Below are 16,423 nucleotides of genomic sequence, written 5' to 3' on the forward strand. Positions count from 1 at the left end.
AAGATTTACTTGTCAACTCAAGCATCATAAATATCAATAATCATACCTAACAAATAATTGTTACCATCAAGATCTTGAAAACAAGACTTTTGAGTAACAATTATTTTCTCATTACCATCTCGATCTGTGAACGGTTCTTCTTCAGTTTCTCGACCGCCCGACAGCATGACTAATTCATCTTTTGCCCAATAAATATCAGCTTCCTCTGGGGCGTAAAAATCTGGTTCGGATTTACCCAACATTTCTTCTTTGGAATAGCCTAAAAAATCACAATAAGCATCATTTATTAGTACCCAACGATGATTGGTATCTTTAACAAAAATGGGATTACGAATACTATCTATAGCTTTAGCTAAAAAGTCTTGTGCTTTTTCAGTTTTTTGTTGTTGTTGACTGATGGTACTAATATCTTCATAGCAACCAAACAAACCAATCGTACGACCATTTTTATCTTTTAACGGTAATTTGCTAGTTTTAATGGTCAGAATAGTACCATCATCTCTAATTTGAGACTCTTCATAATTAATTTTAGGCGAGCCACCAGCCATAATCACTTCATCATCAGCACGATATAGATGAGCAGATTTATGCCAACTTAATTCAAAATCATTTTTGCCCACAACTTCTTCAGGAGAACTCAACCCGGTATCACTAGCAAATAATTTATTACAACCCAAATAATTAAAATTAGTATCTTTCCAAAAAATTCTTTGAGGTAAAGTATCAAATATTAAATGTAGTAGTTGTTGAGATTCTCTTAGTTCTCGTTCTGATTGTTTGCGATCGCTAATATCAGTCATTAGTCCATCCCAAATAATCGAACCATCCCCTTGTTTTTCTGGTTTGGATGCAGTTTGAATCCATTTTTTCTTACCAGAAGGAGTTACAATTCTTCCTTCCCAATGTTTAGGCTTAAGAGTTTGGGCAGAATGACTGACTACCTGTTCAAAATTCGATATGTCCTCTTGACAGATTAAAGAAATAACTAACTCAGAATTTTGGATGATTTGCTCTGAAGTGTATTCAAGTATTTCTTCACAATCAGAGCTAATATAAGGAAAAGAAAATTTACCAGTGGTATGGAGTTTGAATTGATAAATTGCACCTGGCACGTTGGTAACTAGCTTTTCAAAACGAGCTTTACTAGCAATTAATTCTTCAGTTCTTTTGACGATTAAACTTTCTAAGTTTTGTGCTTGTTCTGCCAGTTGTTTTTCTAACTCAACTCTTTCGGTAATGTCTTCAAAAGTTCCCGCTATACCAATTACCTTGTTTTGTGAGTCGCGTAAAAGAAATTTATTAGTTTTTAACCATTTTTCGCCACCATCTGCTTGCTTTTGTGACTCAATGATATTGTGTTCAGGTTTTTCCGATTCTATTATACGGCGATCGCATTCTCTAAACCAATCTGCTTCTTCTTTTTTCCAAGGAAGATCGTAGTCAGTTTTGCCTATAATTTCCTCAGGAGAAGCTAACCCCGCAACATCGGCTAGAACTTGATTGCAACCTAAAAAGACAGAATCTCGATCCTTCCAAAAAACAGCCATCGGCAATTTATCCAATACCTCTTGGATTTGTTGAGTAGATTGGGAATTACGAACCTCAACAGTAGTAGAAGAAGATATTTTCGTTGCGTTTAACAAAACTAAACTATTTCCTTCTAATTCCAGTTTGACCGCCGACAATCTCACAGGTACGCGCTTGCCAGTAGAATCTAAATAAGCTCTTTCGATGGTAAAGCTTCCCTCTTGTTCTAAGCGAGCTTGCTCTATCGGCTGCTTGTAATGATATTCCTGGGGTGTAATTGCCCAGATGTTTAAGCCTAGAGTCTCTATAATATTACGACCGATCAAAGTAGCAAAAGCCTGGTTGGCATCTAAAATTGTGCCGTCAAATTCATAGACAGCTTGGGGAGTAGGAGAATTATCCCATAAAGCTCGATGATATTTTTGACTTTTATCAGAGGTAACTAATGGGTCAAATTTCTGCTTTACCATTGATAGCTTAATTTTCCTATCTAAAATTTGGGCTTAATTTCAACTCGATTTTGTATCTTATCCTAGGTTCTCCTGCAATCAGTGTTCCCCAAAATGCCAGAGAAGTTAACAAATCAATTGTTGGATACTTGATAGTGAAGAAAAACTTCTGACTCAACTTGTTGAAACTCCAGCAATTTTAGCTTCTTACTCTGAGATTGTAAAAATCCTTTACCGCCGACTGGAGTCGGAGAATTATTGCCACCAAATATTACGGGACATACTGTCAACCATAATTCATCAATCGAGTTTTGCGCCATAAGAGATGCGATCGATTCTCCTCCACCTAAAATAGCTAATTTATTTAAACCTAGTTTTTTTAACAAAATTAAAGTAGATAGCCAGTCGATTTGAGAATCATTTTCTCGGGCAGTATTAGCAACTATAATGCGCTCAAATTCTGGTTTATTACGCCATAATTGGGCATTTATGGGTAAAGTTAACAACCATCGCGGTACTGGCTGTTGAAAAAATCGCCACTGCGGATTGAGATTTCCCGATGCGGAAAGCACTATTTGCACAGGTTGTACGGATTGCGATCGCATTTTTCTGGCTTTTTGTAGTTGAGGATCGGATACGGATAGAGTCGTGCCATAGGCTCTCAATGTACCCGCACCAAAAATCACTCCATCCACCAAAGAAACTTGTCTTTCTAAATGAAGTTTGTCTTGAGCCGAGCCAAAACGGGCAGCAGAGCCTTGATTGTCGGCTATTTTTCCATCCGCAGTCATGGCTAAAATAGCGATAGTTCGGGATCTATTATTCATAGTTTGTTTTCAAGTGGGCTTAATTTTCTAGATTATAAGCATGGCAAATATTGTCTTAGTGGCTATGATAAAAATACAACGATAGAGATTATAGTGTAAGCATGCGCCTCGATCTATTCTTATGACACCTGGTCAATCTTCTTTCCGACGTATATTACTTTCGCGCATTCTTTTGGTTAGTGTGCCAATTTTGTTAATTGGAGTTTATGTCACTTACAGAAAAGCTCGCTCTGCTTTTTTGGAAACTGCTAGGCAAAATTTGACTGAAAGTGCTGTGAGAAAAGGAGATCTAGTTAAACAATCAATAGAAGCTTTACGCAATAATCTCGCTAGTGCTAGCGATGCCGCCATTTCTCGTTCGGATATGTTAGAGCCAGATCTATTAATCTCTCAACTAAAAGAAGTTTTGCCCACCGAGATTTTATGCGCTCAAATTACCGATCTCAACACTAGTCAAGTTACTGCCACTACCTGCAATGAAGCGATCGAGTTGGAAAGTAGCACTTGGAAGAAAAAGAAACAGCGCATTTTTACTACTGCTGCTCAAACAAGTGTCAAACTCTTGTTGCCTTCAACTTCTTTGATTCGGGATGCGGAGGATTCTAACGAAAATCCTTTACGCAGACAACTCAAGCTTTGGATTACCGCTCCAGTTTACGATCGCAATGGCGATTTGCGCTACGCTCTTAGCGTCAAGTCGGCTATTTTGGCACAGGAAATTATCGAACCAGGATCTTTAGAAGGTTATCCCGTAGTCATCGATCAAGATGGCACTATTTTGGCACATCCTTTTATTCAGAGAGTGGGGCGTAACATCAAACAAATGCCAGATTCTCAAAGACTCAATGCTCTACTCAACAATGCAATCTCTAACAAGCCCGATTTTTTACATTTATTTTATTTAGAAACTGATGGAGTGGAGTTAGTTGCTGGATATAGTTCGATTTCTTCTCCTGTTACCAATAAGAATTCAGAGAAATGGATTATCTTGGCGGTAAGCCCCATTGATGCTGCCCTCGAACCCCTCAAGGATATTCGCCAAGCTTTGGTGGGGATGACTTTGGGCTTGATTGCTGCTAGCTCTTTGGTTACTCTTTATTTATCCCGCGAATTGGCTCGCCCTTTAGAGCAAATTAGAGACTACTCTCTGCGAGAAGAGCGTTTGCACGGTAGCAGCGATCGATCTAATGATGAAGTTGATTCTGCTGAATTTGTTTCCCAGGTAAAACGCCTTCCAGAGAATTTCCAAATCAGGGAGTTTAATCAGCTTTCTGTAGCTCTCAATGATATGGTGAGTCGACTTAGAGCCTGGGGAGATGAAATTGTTTCAGCGTGGAAAGAAGCACAGGCAGCTAATAAGTTAAAGAGCGAATTTTTGGCAACTACTTCTCATGAGTTAAGAACGCCTCTCAATGGCATTATTAACTGTATTCGTATTGTTCAAGATGGCTATTGTGATACCAAGGAAGAAGAAAGAGAATTCCTACAACAGGCGGATGATGCAGCAATTCATTTGTTGGGAATTATCAATGATGTTTTAGATATTTCTAAAATTGAAGCGGGTAAATTGTCGGTAAATATTGTCAAGGTTGACCTAAAAAAAATCTTACATGAAGTTATAGATTTACATTTAGTATCGATTCAACATAAGAAACTATGCTTAAAAACTCCTCTTTGGCAAGAAAATATTTATGTTTTAGCAGATTCGGCAAAATTGAAACAAGTTCTAATTAATATAATTAGCAACGCAGTTAAATTTACGGATCGTGGCACGGTGGCAATTGAAGTTAGCACCAAAGTGAAAATCAACAGTTTAGAAGTAGAAAATAGTCAATCTTTATTAGATTTAGAGCGCGCAAAAGAAGGCAGTGATTTCCCATCTCTATCCAGGGATGATTTTTATCGAAGTGAAATTTTAGAATCTGATGAAAATGATTTATCGAACAAAAATCAGCATAGTTTATCTAGTAAAGAACAAAATTATAATAATCCAGAAGTAATAGTTATTGTTGAAGATACGGGCATTGGTATTGAAACAAATCAGCAAGATAAGTTATTTAATCCTTTTGTTATGGTAGATGGTTCGACAACCAGAAAATTTGGCGGAACTGGACTAGGCTTGGCTATTTCTCGCAATTTAATTGAATTGATGAATGGGTCTATTTCTTTATATAGTGCAGGAGAAAACCAAGGCACGACAGTTAAAATATCTCTACCATTGGCAGAAATAACAAGTAATAAGTAATAAATAAATGGAATTACAGGACTATTTAAGAAATAGAGGATTAGATAAATTAACTGAAGAATATAATATTAAAGTCAATCGTCATAGCAAGATTGATAATTTAGTCTGTCTTAAATATTCTCAATTAGAATCGCCAATGGGAGAAAAAATAGTTCAACAATGTCGGGGAATAATTTTTGATGAAACTAATAATTGGAATATAGTTTCTTATCCCTATGATAAGTTTTTTAATTATGGAGAAAGCTACGCTCCTAAGTTGAATTGGGATGCTGCACGGATATATGAAAAGCTTGATGGTTCTTTAATGACTCTTTTTTATTATGAAGGAGAATGGCGAGTTCAATCTAGTGGTATGGCAGATGCTGGAGGAGATGTAAGTGGCTTCAAGTATACTTTTCAATCCTTATTTTGGAAAGTTTGGCAAGAATTAGATTATCAATTGCCAACAGAAACTGAATATTGTTTTATGTTTGAGTTGATGACTCCTTACAATCGAATTGTAGTCAGACACGATCGCCATAAGTTAGTATTGCATGGAGTTCGTAACAAGGTTACTTTAAAAGAAGAAGATCCTCAGATTTGGACAGACAAATATAACTGGCAATTGGTTGCAACTTATCCCCTGCAAACCTTAGAGGAAATTGTTGCCATGACCGATAAGTTGGACCCGATGGACTCGGAAGGCTATATTATTTGCGATCGCGAGTTTAAGAGAATTAAGGTCAAATCTCCTCAATACGTAGCTATTTCTCATTTAAAAACAGGCTTTTCTTCTAGAAGAATGTTAGAGATTGTTGTTACCAATGAAGGGGAAGAATTTCTCAATTATTATCCCGAATGGCAAGAGCTATATCAACAAATTGCAACTCAATATAATGCCTTAATTGAAGAAATTGAAGAGCAATATTATAAGTACCAAAATATTCCCGTACAAAAGGATTTTGCGATAGCTGTCAAAAATTTGAGCTATTCGGGGATTTTATTCGCCTTACGGGCGGGAAAATCGAATAGTGTTAAAGAATCTCTGGCACAAACTTCAATTTATAAACTGGAGAATTTATTAAATATTAATTTTCAAGAATTAGGATAAGCGACTAACAATTAATGAAAAAAGTTTTAATTTTACAAGGTTTACCTGCATCAGGAAAATCCCAGTTTGCCAAAGAATTATTATTAGCAAATCCTGGTCGTTGGGTGCGAACAAATAAAGATCTATTACGGGAAATGGCTCACGCTTCTTATTGGTCGAAAGGGAATGAAAAGTTTATTCTCCAACTGCGAGATACGACAATTCTAATGGCACTAAAAGCGGGGAAGCACGTAGTTATTGACGATACTAATTTCGGACATAATATCGATCGCATTAAAGAATTGGTAGCAGGAAAAGCGCGAGTCATTATTAATGATTCTTTCTTAAAAGTTCCCGTTGAAGAATGTATTCGTCGGGATTTATTAAGACCAAAATCGGTGGGTAAAGATGTAATTATGAAGATGTACAATCAATTTGTACGATCGCAAGTTGTCAAGCCAGTAATTCATAACCCAGATCTACCCGATGCCATTATTGTAGATATGGATGGTACATTAGCTATTATGGGGGATCGCAGTCCTTTTGATGTCTCTCGTTGCGATTTGGATTTACCCAACTATCCCGTACTCGAAACCGTCCATAAATGGCAAGATAGCAAAACTATTATCATTATGTCGGGACGTACTGATGACGGCAAGGAAAAAACCGAAGGGTGGTTAAACAAATACGGCGTTAAATACCAACATATTTATATGCGTAAAACTGGCGATCTGAGAAAAGATTCTACTATCAAACAAGAATTATACGAAAATCATATAAAGGATAAATATAATATTGTTTTCATCTTAGACGATCGCCAACAAGTAGTAGATATGTGGCGAGGTTTGGGTTTGACTGTATTCCAGGTAGCAGAAGGCGACTTTTGAATAATAATTAATATTCTTTAACTCACTACCCAGATGTATTTGGAAAATACCATGGCAATACTAATACCCAAGCTCAAACCTACCAAAACCTGAAAAGGAGTATGTCCGAGCAATTCTTTTAATCTTTCCTCGTTGAAATTATGTTCTTCTTGAAATAACTCATCGATTAATTGATTGAGAATTTTGGCTTGCTTCCCCGCAGCTTGACGTACTCCCGCAGCATCGTACATGACAATGATTGCAAAAAGACAAGCGATCGCAAATTCGGCAGACGACCAACCCTTAGTCAGCCCAACACTAGTAGCCAATGCGCCAACTAAAGCAGAGTGTGCGCTAGGCATTCCTCCAGGGGACATTAGATACGTAACATTTAATTTACGGCTTCTAAATAGGTCAATAACTAACTTTAACCCTTGTGCTGTAATACAGGCTAAGAGTGCGACCATTAATATCTGATTGTGTAAGATATCGGCAAATTCTTGCATGGTTTTTCTTCTTTGCCCCAAAAATGTTGTTAGTCGGTGGATATTATCTTCTAGCGATCGCGAGTTACTATATAGTTGGCTACTGCTCTTAAAGGCTCGGCTTTTGCACCATAAATCGATAATTGTGCGATGGCACTATCTACCAATTCTTGTGCTTTAACGCGGGATTTTTCTAAGCCCCATAGACTAGGATAAGTAGCCTTTTGTGCTTCAAGATCTTTACCAGCAGTTTTGCCCAGTTGCTCGTCTGTTGCCGTAATATCTAAAATATCATCAATTATCTGAAAAGCTAGACCAATATTTTGAGCATATTTAGATAGTCTATCGATATCTTCTTGAGGAGCGTTGGCTAAAATTGCTCCAGACACTACGGAGGCTTCTAACAACGCACCTGTTTTATGAGTATGAATAAAACTTAAAGTTTCGGCAGTAACATCAGGTTTTCCTTCGGACTCCAAATCTAATACTTGTCCGCCAACTAAACCAGCAGCACCTACTGTATGTCCCAAACAAGCTACTACCCGAATTATATTCTCTGGAGCGACATTTTTGGTTTGGGTAGCAACATATTCAAAGGCATAAGCCAATAAGCCATCTCCTGCTAGGATAGCAATATCGTCGCCGTATACTTTGTGATTGGTTGGTTTTCCGCGACGAAAATCATCGTTGTCCATTGCAGGTAGATCGTCGTGAATCAAGGACATGGTGTGAATCATTTCCAAAGCACAAGCAGTAGGCATCGCCATCTCGGCATCACCACCAGTCAATTCACAAGTAGCCAAACAGAGAATGGGACGCAAACGTTTGCCACCAGCTAGCAAAGAATAACGCATGGCTTCGTAAATTTTTTCTGGTCTAGCGATCGCAATAGATCGATCTAACGCCTTTTCCACTAGATCTTTTTGCTGTTTTAAATAGCTATTTAAGTCAAACGTAAGAGGTTTTTCTGACTTTCTGGGTTTTTTGTCTGCTTGCACCATACAACAGGAAAATGTACTTAATTCGATCGATCTTCATTATTACCTGATGAGGAACTTTAACCAAGCTTTATGAAGCTATATGTGAATTTTGACTTTCTTACCCTTTTTTTAGTTATTAAGCGGTGCTTTTTTTGGCTCATAAAATAGAGCAGGCTGCTGTTTAATGTTTTCTGTAATCGGTTTTACCCTTTTGATTACATCGATCAAATACTCATACTGGGGTGTTTTTTCGGTAGGTAAAAATTTAGCCGACGCAGCAATATGAGAGGGAGCTGTGGCTAAAGCTTTTTGGATTGCTACAAACTCTCTGCTACCAATTTTATTGGAAATGATGATTGCTCCAGTGGGAATAACGTGAGAATCAAGATCGATGATACGAAATTGATTTGCTTTGAAGTTTTGACGATATTGATTGAATTCTTCCACAGACAAAGCAGCCCCATCGACTTCTCTTTGTTCGAGCAATTCTAGACTAGTTTGAGGAGTGGGAGAAAAAAGAACTTTCTCCATAGTTAAACCATAAAGATTATATATCGGTAAATAATAGCTGGTTGCCGAACCTTCTTGTCCTAAAACAATACTTTCTCCCCCCAGATCTAAAATTTTCTTAAAAGAGCTATCCTGGTTAACTACGATCGCCGAGCGTAATTTTTCTATTCCTTCTAAAGGGACTAGGGGTTGATATTTGTAGCGATAAATTGCGATCGCCGCTAAACCAGAAGGGGCAAAAACTAAATCCCATTTTTCTTGACTAATTTGCTTTAAAGCTTGAATCTCATTATAGGCTGGCTCTAGTTCAACGATACTTTTTAATTGAATGCTTAAATAGTCTTGTAGATCAGAATATTCTTCTAAAGAACTACTGCTTTCTCCATAACCGATTACCCCAATAACTAGTTTTTGATAAACTTCTTCTTCACCTCGACCGCAGGCTGTTATTGCCCACAAAACCAATATTAATCCCAGGAAATGATGGCGTAACATATTTTTGCTCAACTTCAACTAAAATCTTTACAAATCCTTTGATCGTGCGAAATAAAATAGACTTGTTTTTATCTAATTAGTCAATCTAATTTTAACAATAAAGATCGATCTAGAACGATTGAGAAAAATATATTGTTCTAAATATTAATATTTATCATTTATTTTGTCATTTTTGTTCGTCGATTGCTAAGGTTTATTTTAGAAGAAGAAATATCGTTTCCAAAATTAAAACTTTTTCAATCTTTAATACTGTTTAGTTTGAAAGGAAAAATTATATGACCAAAAATATTAAATTAGGTATTAAGCTTAATATTCTGTTAGCTATAATTTTTCTATCCATAACTCTGGCTATTAGTTTTATTTTATCTAGAATATTGGAAAACTATGCAGAAGAAATAGTTGCAGACAAAGCATCTCTACTAATTGAAACGATGAACTCGGTACGTCAATATACTAGCAGTCAAATCCAGCCCGAACTATCATCGCGTCTAGAAACAGAGCAATTCTTCTTACCACAGACTGTACCCGCTTATTCAGCGAGAGAAATTTTTGAAAATCTCAGAAGTAATGAAAAATACAGTCAGTTTTTTTACAAAGAAGCTACTCTCAATCCTACTAATTTGAGAGATAAAGCAGATAAATTTGAAACAGAAATTGTTGAATCTTTTCGTCGAGATGTTGGCTCTAGAGAAGGGAAGATGGCAGACTTTCAAAAGTATGGTTTTCGTACTATACCAGGAGGAGAATTATTTTATATTGCACGTCCTTTGGCGGTTAATAAAGAAAGTTGCTTGAGATGCCATAGCTTGCCTGAAAAAGCGCCTCCAAGCCAAATTGCTACTTATGGCAAAGATACTGGGTTTGGGTGGAAATTGAATGAAATTGTGGGAGCGCAAATTATTTCTGTTCCTGCCAGTGAAGTCGTACGACAAGCACGAGATTTACGGTGGCTAGTGATTGGCAGGGTTTTGATATTTTTGGTACTAGGAATTATTATCTTAAATATATTTCTGAAACTTACTATTACCGATCCGATTAATAAAATGTCCTCTTTTTCTAAAAACTTGAGTACGGGAGATTTTAGCGTAGAGTTCCAACACGAAAGTAATGATGAAATAGGTATTTTAGCTCGTTCTTTGAACCGTCTTAAAGTAAGTTTAAAAATGGCAATGGAAATGATTGAGAATAAGCCGCCAAAATCTTAATTTTTAATGATAGCTTGGATTAAAGCTAATACTTTAAAGTAAATGCTGTTTGAATTTTTGTGCATCTTGAGAATCGGAAATCTTGGTAGCCAATGCTAAAACAAATTCCGAACTGGATAAACCAGGATTATTACTTAAAGTTTGGTTGCAGATGATACCAGCCATAGGACCAATGAACTCCGCTAATTCGTGACGACAGCGATCGACAAAATCTGAGGGAATTCGTCGATCTATTGGCTTTGGTTGTGCTGAATAATTAATGTTATAAGAAGCGACTGGTATTTGACTGAAGGAAGAAGTTACTTGAGAAGATGAATTTTTTGATGGCTCTATCCAGTAATTTTCTACACTTTGCAAACTAGAATCAATTTTGACAATTTCTTGGAAGATATCTCTAGCATTTTGGGGTCTATCGGCGGGGAAAGAAGATACCATTGAATCGATTAGATTAACGAACTTAGGGGAAACATTTTCTACTGCTTGAGACCATTCAAATTTGTCTGCAAAAGAGTTATAAAAATCTAGAGGGTTGCAAGCTGTAAGGAGGAAGATCATCGTACCCCCCAAAGCATAAAAATCTGATTGTTTGACAGCTTTGCCTCTCATTTGTTCTATGGGGGTATATCCGCTAGAAACTATCCCTGTAATTAATCCTTCTGACTGCTTGTGAATATATGTATCGGAAACCTGTCTGGCTGTCCCAAAATCAATCAAAACTAGACAACCATTTGCTTTTAACATGATATTGCTAGGTTTAATATCTCGATGAAAAAAGTTGAATTTGTGTACTTGTTCTAAAATTAGGCTTAATTCAGCCAGCCAACGTAAAGCTCGCTTGTGAGAGATAGGTTTATTGCCTCTTTGAGCTAGATATTCTTCTAGATCCAAACCTTCAATTTTTTCCATTGCAATACAATGCAATGGCTCTGGAATGCCCTGAAGATAATAAGTAAAATAACCATTCAAATCAATCTTGGGAATACCAGGATGATCCATAATTTCTAATACGCGAGCTTCTTGTTGAAATAGCTCCACATATTTCGGATGATTGTCAGTTAATACTTTCAATACTTTTGGTCTAGAATTTAGATCTAAGACTTCATAAGTCAAACCGAATCCTCCTTGTCCGACCAAACGCTGTACCCGATAGCGTCCATCGATTAACAGTTCCGAGTGACAGCTTTGACAAAAAAGCATAGTATCAGAGTTTTCTGATTTTTCACATCGAGGATTGATACATAAACTCATGGTCGCAATTAATAAAAATTAACTATATAACTCGTAGTTAATACTACAGTTGTGAATGTTTTTTTATGCCGAAGTATCTTTATATAAGGAATGGAACTTGATTAAGATACTATTCTATCTCTCTTGAATTACTATAACCAGAGTTTTACATCAAGCTTAGAACAACAAAAGATGAAATAAAAGTAAACTAATATTTTTATTTTCTTATTTTTCTTCTAGAATAATTTCCGATAAAGTTCGATTTTTTTTGCTTAATTCTACACCACATTGTTTGCAAAATAAAGCATCGGGATCGTGGCGAGATAATTTACAATTAGAGCATTTTTGTTCTACTAAATTAGAAGTTTTTACTACTTGCCCAATTAGTTCGCTTAATTGCCAAGGAATAAATAATACTCCCGTAAAAATCATCAGCAAAGTCATGACTCGACCCGCTTGAGATAGAGGAGTTACATCGCCATAACCTACAGTAGTCATAGTTACCACCACAAAATAAAAAGCATCAAAAAAGTTTTTTAGGCGATCGCTATTTATTTGATGCTCTACCTGATAAATTAATCCTGCATAGACAAAAATTAAAGTAAATAGAGTTAAAAATATCCTCACAAAAACGATACTATCTTCATTGGCTATACCTAATAATCGCTTTTCGATTTTCCAAAACCTTACAATACGTACAATTCTAAACCAGCGAAATACCCGCAAAAAACGAATATCCATCCAGCCTAATAGTAGGGGGAGTATCGATATTAAATCTATTAGAGAAAAGAAGCTGAAAAAGAATTTACGTGGGTTTTCTGCCGACCAAAAGCGTAGAATATATTCGCAGGTAAAAACAATTAAGATTGCTAAATCTAATAAACCTAAAATGTTTTCTAACTGTTGAGAAATAGGATAGGTTTGAGCTACAAAAATAGCTGAAGATAGTAATATTAAACCTAAAATACTCAGGTCAGAATATAAGCCTAAATTAGTTTGAGTATCTTCTAAATAAAAAGCTACTTTTTCCCGTAATGATAGTTTTTTGACTGGGGAATTACCTGGAATAAATAAGTCTTCTTGTGACACAATATATCGAGATAGTTTATTGATTCCTTCTCCTGAAGAGAAAGGCTATATTTACTTTAATATGTTTTAGGTTAGTTTAAATCATTAAACTATCTCTTGATGCGGCTATGATACTTTCTAAAAGTCTCTTAAATCTTGAATATTGTTGCGATCGCTCTAAGTCAGTTAAGTTGGGGTAGTTCATTACTTGAGATTATTTTTACAAGAGACTGGGTAAATTGTCGATCAAACTTAGTTTTTTGGGAAATATATCAATATAAACAAAACATTATTGACTATATTGCAATGAATTCAACTATTAAGACTTCCAATCTTCAAAAAGAACTAAATATCTATTTAACTCCTAAAGAATCTTTTGCTGCAATTATGTTGTGTGCAGTTAGTGTGGATGGACATATGGCAGAAACCGAATTGCAAAACTTGATGACAACTCTTCAAAGAACAAAACTATTCAAAGATAAAACAAAAGCAAGTATTATAAATACCTTGAATAAACTGTTGAGAATCATTAAAACTTATGATGTAGATACTTTGTTGCAATTAGCCTTGCCCAATTTGCCAGAATATCTGAATGAAACTGTCTTTGCCTTGGCAACAGATATTACCCTTGCTGACGGGGCAATGTTTGAAGAAGAGTTGTCTATGCTATCCAAACTATCAGACTGTTTATCTATTCCTGAAGATAAAGTCGATCGCATCACCGAAGTAATCATGATTAAGAATAAAGGCTAATTATTAATCAAAAGCGATACTTGCTTTTCTAACCTGGCTAAAGTGCGATCGCTTTCTTGAGGAGTACCAACAGTAATCCGCAAGCCACCTCCAGTATGACGTATTAGAGTTCCTTCTGCTTTTAAACTTGCAGTTACCTTGGCTAACAAACTATCTTGATGATTGCGATCGATATTATTCAAGCGGAGGTACAAAAAGTTAGCTTGACTCTGCCATACTTGGAAGTGGCTATTTTGCTGTAACACTGAATAGACTCGCTTTCTTTCTTCTATGGTTTCTTGAACTAAAGGTAAGAGTAATTGACGTTGTTGTAAGACGACGGAGACTGCTATTTGGGAAAAACTCGGTAGATTATAGGGTAAACGAACTTTTTCTAATACCCTAATGATATCGGGATTGGCGATCGCATATCCGACGCGATGGGCAGCTAGTCGAAAAGCTTTGGAAAAGGTACGCAAAATAATCCAATTGTTACGTTGTTTTATTTCTCCCACTATAGAGGTTTGAGAGAATTCAAAATAGGCTTCATCTACTACTACTAAAATGTTCTCTGGCAAACTTTTCAACCAATCTAATTCTTTGTCAGCTAAAACATTGCCCGTTGGGGAGTTGGGATGCACGACAAACACAACTTTTATCGGTGGGTTATCCGTTGATTCGATCGCTTGTTGTGCTGCTGCTATATCTAGAGAAAAATCCGTTTCATCTCTGGCAATAGTAACAACGGGAATACCTAAAGTTTTGGCTAAGATAGCATACATAGAAAAGGTGGGAGTTGCGACCAAAATAGAACCATTACCCCCCAAACAAGTAGCAATCAGGATCGATCTGATTAATTCATCCGAACCATTCCCGACAGAGATATTATCGGTATTTAGACTGTCATTTAGATTAGCAGACTCAGTGGTATATTCAGCGATCGCTTTTTTCAATTCTTGATGGCTACCGTCGGGATAGCGATTTGCCTCTATTTGTTCTTGATATGCCCAAGCTAACTTAGATTTGATATCTGTTGGCAAGTCTAGAGGGCTTTCGTTAGTATCCAAGCGATCGACAATAGCTGGGGTTTCTCCTCCTGGGTGGGGCGTATATGCAGCTAATTGGGCTAGATCGGGGCGTAGAAAAGAAGTGCGATCGCGCATGATATTTTGAATACTAGATAGAGCTAAAATTATAAAATATTTAGCTTCTAGAAACTACTATCTCTCTACAGTTACTTTGCTTTAACTTTTGGAAATAGGAGATTTTTGCTCGATTAAATCGACGAAAGTTTCTGATTTAAACTGAATATTACCCGCGCTTGAATGGCGATAATGTTCCCCCGAAAACACCCATAATTTTATATTGGGTCGATCGCAAGTAGAGATCTGTTTTACCGTGCAGATCTGCATCTTGTTCTTGAAGTAGGCAATAATGCGATCGCCAGTCTGAATACCTGAGGCTTTAATCTTCATACATATTATCTTATATGAAATTTCATGTTAGGTGTACAAACTCTTCTAAACTTTGCCTAAAGGCTATCAAAGCGTAAGTTTAAAAAAAACTGTTAGCTCGATGCTTTAGCTCTAAATCTGTTTTGTCTGAAGTTACCGAGTATTGTACTAAAAGATTTTATTATTTCTATGACTTCTTGACTTGTAAACATCATTTTTCACCTACAAAAAGGCTAAGATTCAAAACATACTCAATCCCACCATCAAGATTATTGTTTGTCTTAAACCTTAACTCTTAACTTAATATTTTGTTTTTTTGTATCAATTTACGATATTAATAATTTAATCCTAACAAATCTATCTAAGATCGATTAATGAAATACAAAACTTATCAATCTGTTTTGTAATGGCTTTTTCTTTGGCTGCGAAATAACTTTCGATAGAAGTTGTCTTTAAACAACATCTGCTTGTGAAATTTAACCAGCAATTCTTTAGTCTCTTCGTAGGATAACTCTTGAATTTTGGACACAAATACTTCATGTTTAAATTCTTGTTCTAAAGACAACTGATTAGACTCGAAATTCATTATTTAAACTCCTGATGTGGGGGAAGTGATTATTTAGACTAAGACAAGAACCAGCAAAAAATGAGATCGAAGAGGGACTTAATATAAAAGAGAAAGAGTGACTATCTCTGAGAAAATAAAATACTACAGTACTAATAAGCAGACAGTTAATTTAGCTTAGTTCTCGGCTTTACTTAAGAAAATATTAAATCATAATTTCATGCCACATAAAAATCCTTTTAAAATAAAAAAGTGAACTCAAAAATTGGAGAATTTTAAATATGCGAATGTTGCACACCATGCTGCGAGTAGGAGACTTAGACAAATCGATCGCTTTTTATTGCGATATTTTAGGCATGACTCTATTACGTCGCAAAGACTATCCTAGTGGCGAATTTACCCTGGCGTTTGTGGGTTATGGCGAAGAAAAAGACAATACAGTAATCGAACTTACCTATAACTGGGGAGTCGAAGAATACGACTTGGGTAAAGGATACGGACACATTGCTTTAGGAGTGGATGACATCTATGGCACTTGCGATCGCATTAAGGCTCAGGGTGGTAAAATTAGTAGAGAACCAGGACCAATGAAACACGGTACTACTGTGATTGCTTTCGTGGAAGATCCAGATGGTTACAAAATTGAATTGATTCAGTTGGGTACGCAAGGATCGGCAAAAAAAGAAGCAGCAGCCACGGCTTGATAAGTAGTAAGTGGT

The 16,423-nt window shown here is 36.3% G+C and carries 16 protein-coding genes; 6 read left to right on the plus strand and 10 right to left on the minus strand.

Annotation, left to right across the window (positions count from 1 at the left end; genetic code table 11):
- Window positions 1-17 precede the first annotated feature (17 nt).
- Window positions 18-1,997, minus strand: coding sequence for a PAS domain-containing protein (locus I4641_RS04910; RefSeq protein WP_229639353.1), 1,980 nt, complete (start codon window positions 1,995-1,997; stop codon window positions 18-20).
- A gap of 113 nt (window positions 1,998-2,110) precedes the next feature.
- Window positions 2,111-2,803, minus strand: a complete 693-nt coding sequence (locus I4641_RS04915; RefSeq protein WP_229639354.1) for a RibD family protein — start codon at window positions 2,801-2,803, stop codon at window positions 2,111-2,113.
- A gap of 121 nt (window positions 2,804-2,924) precedes the next feature.
- Between I4641_RS04915 and I4641_RS04920 the strand changes: the two genes are divergently transcribed.
- Genes I4641_RS04920 through I4641_RS04930 form a run of 3 tightly spaced genes read left to right on the plus strand, consistent with a single transcriptional unit; the run spans window position 2,925 to window position 7,004 of the window.
- Window positions 2,925-5,048: an ATP-binding protein gene (locus I4641_RS04920; protein ID WP_229639355.1), complete on the plus strand. Its 2,124-nt coding sequence runs from the start codon at window positions 2,925-2,927 to the stop codon at window positions 5,046-5,048.
- Window positions 5,049-5,055: 7 nt separating this feature from the next.
- On the plus strand, window positions 5,056-6,138 hold the full coding sequence (locus I4641_RS04925) for an RNA ligase (protein WP_229639356.1): 1,083 nt from the start codon (window positions 5,056-5,058) through the stop codon (window positions 6,136-6,138).
- A gap of 14 nt (window positions 6,139-6,152) precedes the next feature.
- A complete protein-coding gene (locus I4641_RS04930; RefSeq protein ID WP_229639357.1) occupies window positions 6,153-7,004 on the plus strand; it encodes a phosphatase domain-containing protein in 852 nt (283 codons plus the stop codon).
- A 17-nt stretch (window positions 7,005-7,021) separates the two neighbouring features.
- On the opposite strand, the gene I4641_RS04935 is transcribed toward I4641_RS04930, so the two are convergent.
- From I4641_RS04935 to I4641_RS04945, 3 genes are all read right to left on the minus strand, one after another.
- Window positions 7,022-7,489, minus strand: coding sequence for a divergent PAP2 family protein (locus tag I4641_RS04935; protein ID WP_229639358.1), 468 nt, complete (start codon window positions 7,487-7,489; stop codon window positions 7,022-7,024).
- A gap of 50 nt (window positions 7,490-7,539) precedes the next feature.
- Window positions 7,540-8,469, minus strand: coding sequence for a geranylgeranyl diphosphate synthase CrtE (crtE, locus tag I4641_RS04940; protein WP_229639359.1), 930 nt, complete (start codon window positions 8,467-8,469; stop codon window positions 7,540-7,542).
- A 108-nt stretch (window positions 8,470-8,577) separates the two neighbouring features.
- Window positions 8,578-9,465 (minus strand): phosphate/phosphite/phosphonate ABC transporter substrate-binding protein, encoded by an 888-nt coding sequence (locus I4641_RS04945; protein WP_229639360.1) that lies wholly within the window; start codon window positions 9,463-9,465, stop codon window positions 8,578-8,580.
- Window positions 9,466-9,728: 263 nt separating this feature from the next.
- Here I4641_RS04945 and I4641_RS04950 point away from each other — a divergent pair, with 263 nt between their 5' ends.
- Window positions 9,729-10,658 (plus strand): Tll0287-like domain-containing protein, encoded by a 930-nt coding sequence (locus I4641_RS04950; protein WP_229639361.1) that lies wholly within the window; start codon window positions 9,729-9,731, stop codon window positions 10,656-10,658.
- A 33-nt stretch (window positions 10,659-10,691) separates the two neighbouring features.
- On the opposite strand, the gene I4641_RS04955 is transcribed toward I4641_RS04950, so the two are convergent.
- Window positions 10,692-11,906: a serine/threonine-protein kinase gene (locus I4641_RS04955; RefSeq protein ID WP_229639362.1), complete on the minus strand. Its 1,215-nt coding sequence runs from the start codon at window positions 11,904-11,906 to the stop codon at window positions 10,692-10,694.
- A 204-nt stretch (window positions 11,907-12,110) separates the two neighbouring features.
- Window positions 12,111-12,974: an ion transporter gene (locus I4641_RS04960; protein ID WP_229639363.1), complete on the minus strand. Its 864-nt coding sequence runs from the start codon at window positions 12,972-12,974 to the stop codon at window positions 12,111-12,113.
- A 285-nt stretch (window positions 12,975-13,259) separates the two neighbouring features.
- On the opposite strand from I4641_RS04960, the gene I4641_RS04965 reads away from it, so the two are divergent.
- Window positions 13,260-13,706 carry a tellurite resistance TerB family protein gene (locus I4641_RS04965; protein WP_229639364.1) on the plus strand — a complete coding sequence of 149 codons (447 nt, stop codon included), beginning with the start codon at window positions 13,260-13,262 and terminating at the stop codon, window positions 13,704-13,706.
- Here the strand turns inward: I4641_RS04965 and I4641_RS04970 are convergent.
- From I4641_RS04970 to I4641_RS04980, 3 genes are all read right to left on the minus strand, one after another.
- Window positions 13,703-14,848: a histidinol-phosphate transaminase gene (locus I4641_RS04970; protein WP_229639365.1), complete on the minus strand. Its 1,146-nt coding sequence runs from the start codon at window positions 14,846-14,848 to the stop codon at window positions 13,703-13,705. The two genes, I4641_RS04965 and I4641_RS04970, sit on opposite strands and share 4 nt — an antisense overlap.
- Before the next feature lie 81 nt (window positions 14,849-14,929).
- Window positions 14,930-15,160: a hypothetical protein gene (locus I4641_RS04975; protein ID WP_229639366.1), complete on the minus strand. Its 231-nt coding sequence runs from the start codon at window positions 15,158-15,160 to the stop codon at window positions 14,930-14,932.
- A gap of 370 nt (window positions 15,161-15,530) precedes the next feature.
- Complete coding sequence (locus I4641_RS04980) at window positions 15,531-15,725, minus strand: NblA/ycf18 family protein (protein ID WP_229639367.1); 195 nt, start codon at window positions 15,723-15,725, stop codon at window positions 15,531-15,533.
- Between the two features lie 260 nt (window positions 15,726-15,985).
- Between I4641_RS04980 and gloA the strand changes: the two genes are divergently transcribed.
- On the plus strand, window positions 15,986-16,408 hold the full coding sequence (gene gloA / locus I4641_RS04985) for a lactoylglutathione lyase (protein WP_229639368.1): 423 nt from the start codon (window positions 15,986-15,988) through the stop codon (window positions 16,406-16,408).
- Window positions 16,409-16,423 lie beyond the last annotated feature (15 nt).

This window comes from Waterburya agarophytonicola KI4, from assembly GCF_020640915.1.
Lineage (GTDB): Bacteria > Cyanobacteriota > Cyanobacteriia > Cyanobacteriales > Xenococcaceae > Waterburya > Waterburya agarophytonicola.

Bases quoted from the DNA above. Each gene is read 5' to 3' on its own strand.
- I4641_RS04910 (WP_229639353.1), bottom strand. From the start codon at position 1,997: ATGGTAAAGCAGAAATTTGACCCATTAGTTACCTCTGATAAAAGTCAA.
- I4641_RS04915 (WP_229639354.1), bottom strand. From the start codon at position 2,803: ATGAATAATAGATCCCGAACTATCGCTATTTTAGCCATGACTGCGGAT.
- I4641_RS04920 (WP_229639355.1), top strand. From the start codon at position 2,925: ATGACACCTGGTCAATCTTCTTTCCGACGTATATTACTTTCGCGCATT.
- I4641_RS04925 (WP_229639356.1), top strand. From the start codon at position 5,056: ATGGAATTACAGGACTATTTAAGAAATAGAGGATTAGATAAATTAACT.
- I4641_RS04930 (WP_229639357.1), top strand. From the start codon at position 6,153: ATGAAAAAAGTTTTAATTTTACAAGGTTTACCTGCATCAGGAAAATCC.
- I4641_RS04935 (WP_229639358.1), bottom strand. From the start codon at position 7,489: ATGCAAGAATTTGCCGATATCTTACACAATCAGATATTAATGGTCGCA.
- crtE (WP_229639359.1), bottom strand. From the start codon at position 8,469: ATGGTGCAAGCAGACAAAAAACCCAGAAAGTCAGAAAAACCTCTTACG.
- I4641_RS04950 (WP_229639361.1), top strand. From the start codon at position 9,729: ATGACCAAAAATATTAAATTAGGTATTAAGCTTAATATTCTGTTAGCT.
- I4641_RS04955 (WP_229639362.1), bottom strand. From the start codon at position 11,906: ATGAGTTTATGTATCAATCCTCGATGTGAAAAATCAGAAAACTCTGAT.
- I4641_RS04965 (WP_229639364.1), top strand. From the start codon at position 13,260: ATGAATTCAACTATTAAGACTTCCAATCTTCAAAAAGAACTAAATATC.
- I4641_RS04970 (WP_229639365.1), bottom strand. From the start codon at position 14,848: ATGCGCGATCGCACTTCTTTTCTACGCCCCGATCTAGCCCAATTAGCT.
- I4641_RS04975 (WP_229639366.1), bottom strand. From the start codon at position 15,160: ATGAAGATTAAAGCCTCAGGTATTCAGACTGGCGATCGCATTATTGCC.
- I4641_RS04980 (WP_229639367.1), bottom strand. From the start codon at position 15,725: ATGAATTTCGAGTCTAATCAGTTGTCTTTAGAACAAGAATTTAAACAT.
- gloA (WP_229639368.1), top strand. From the start codon at position 15,986: ATGCGAATGTTGCACACCATGCTGCGAGTAGGAGACTTAGACAAATCG.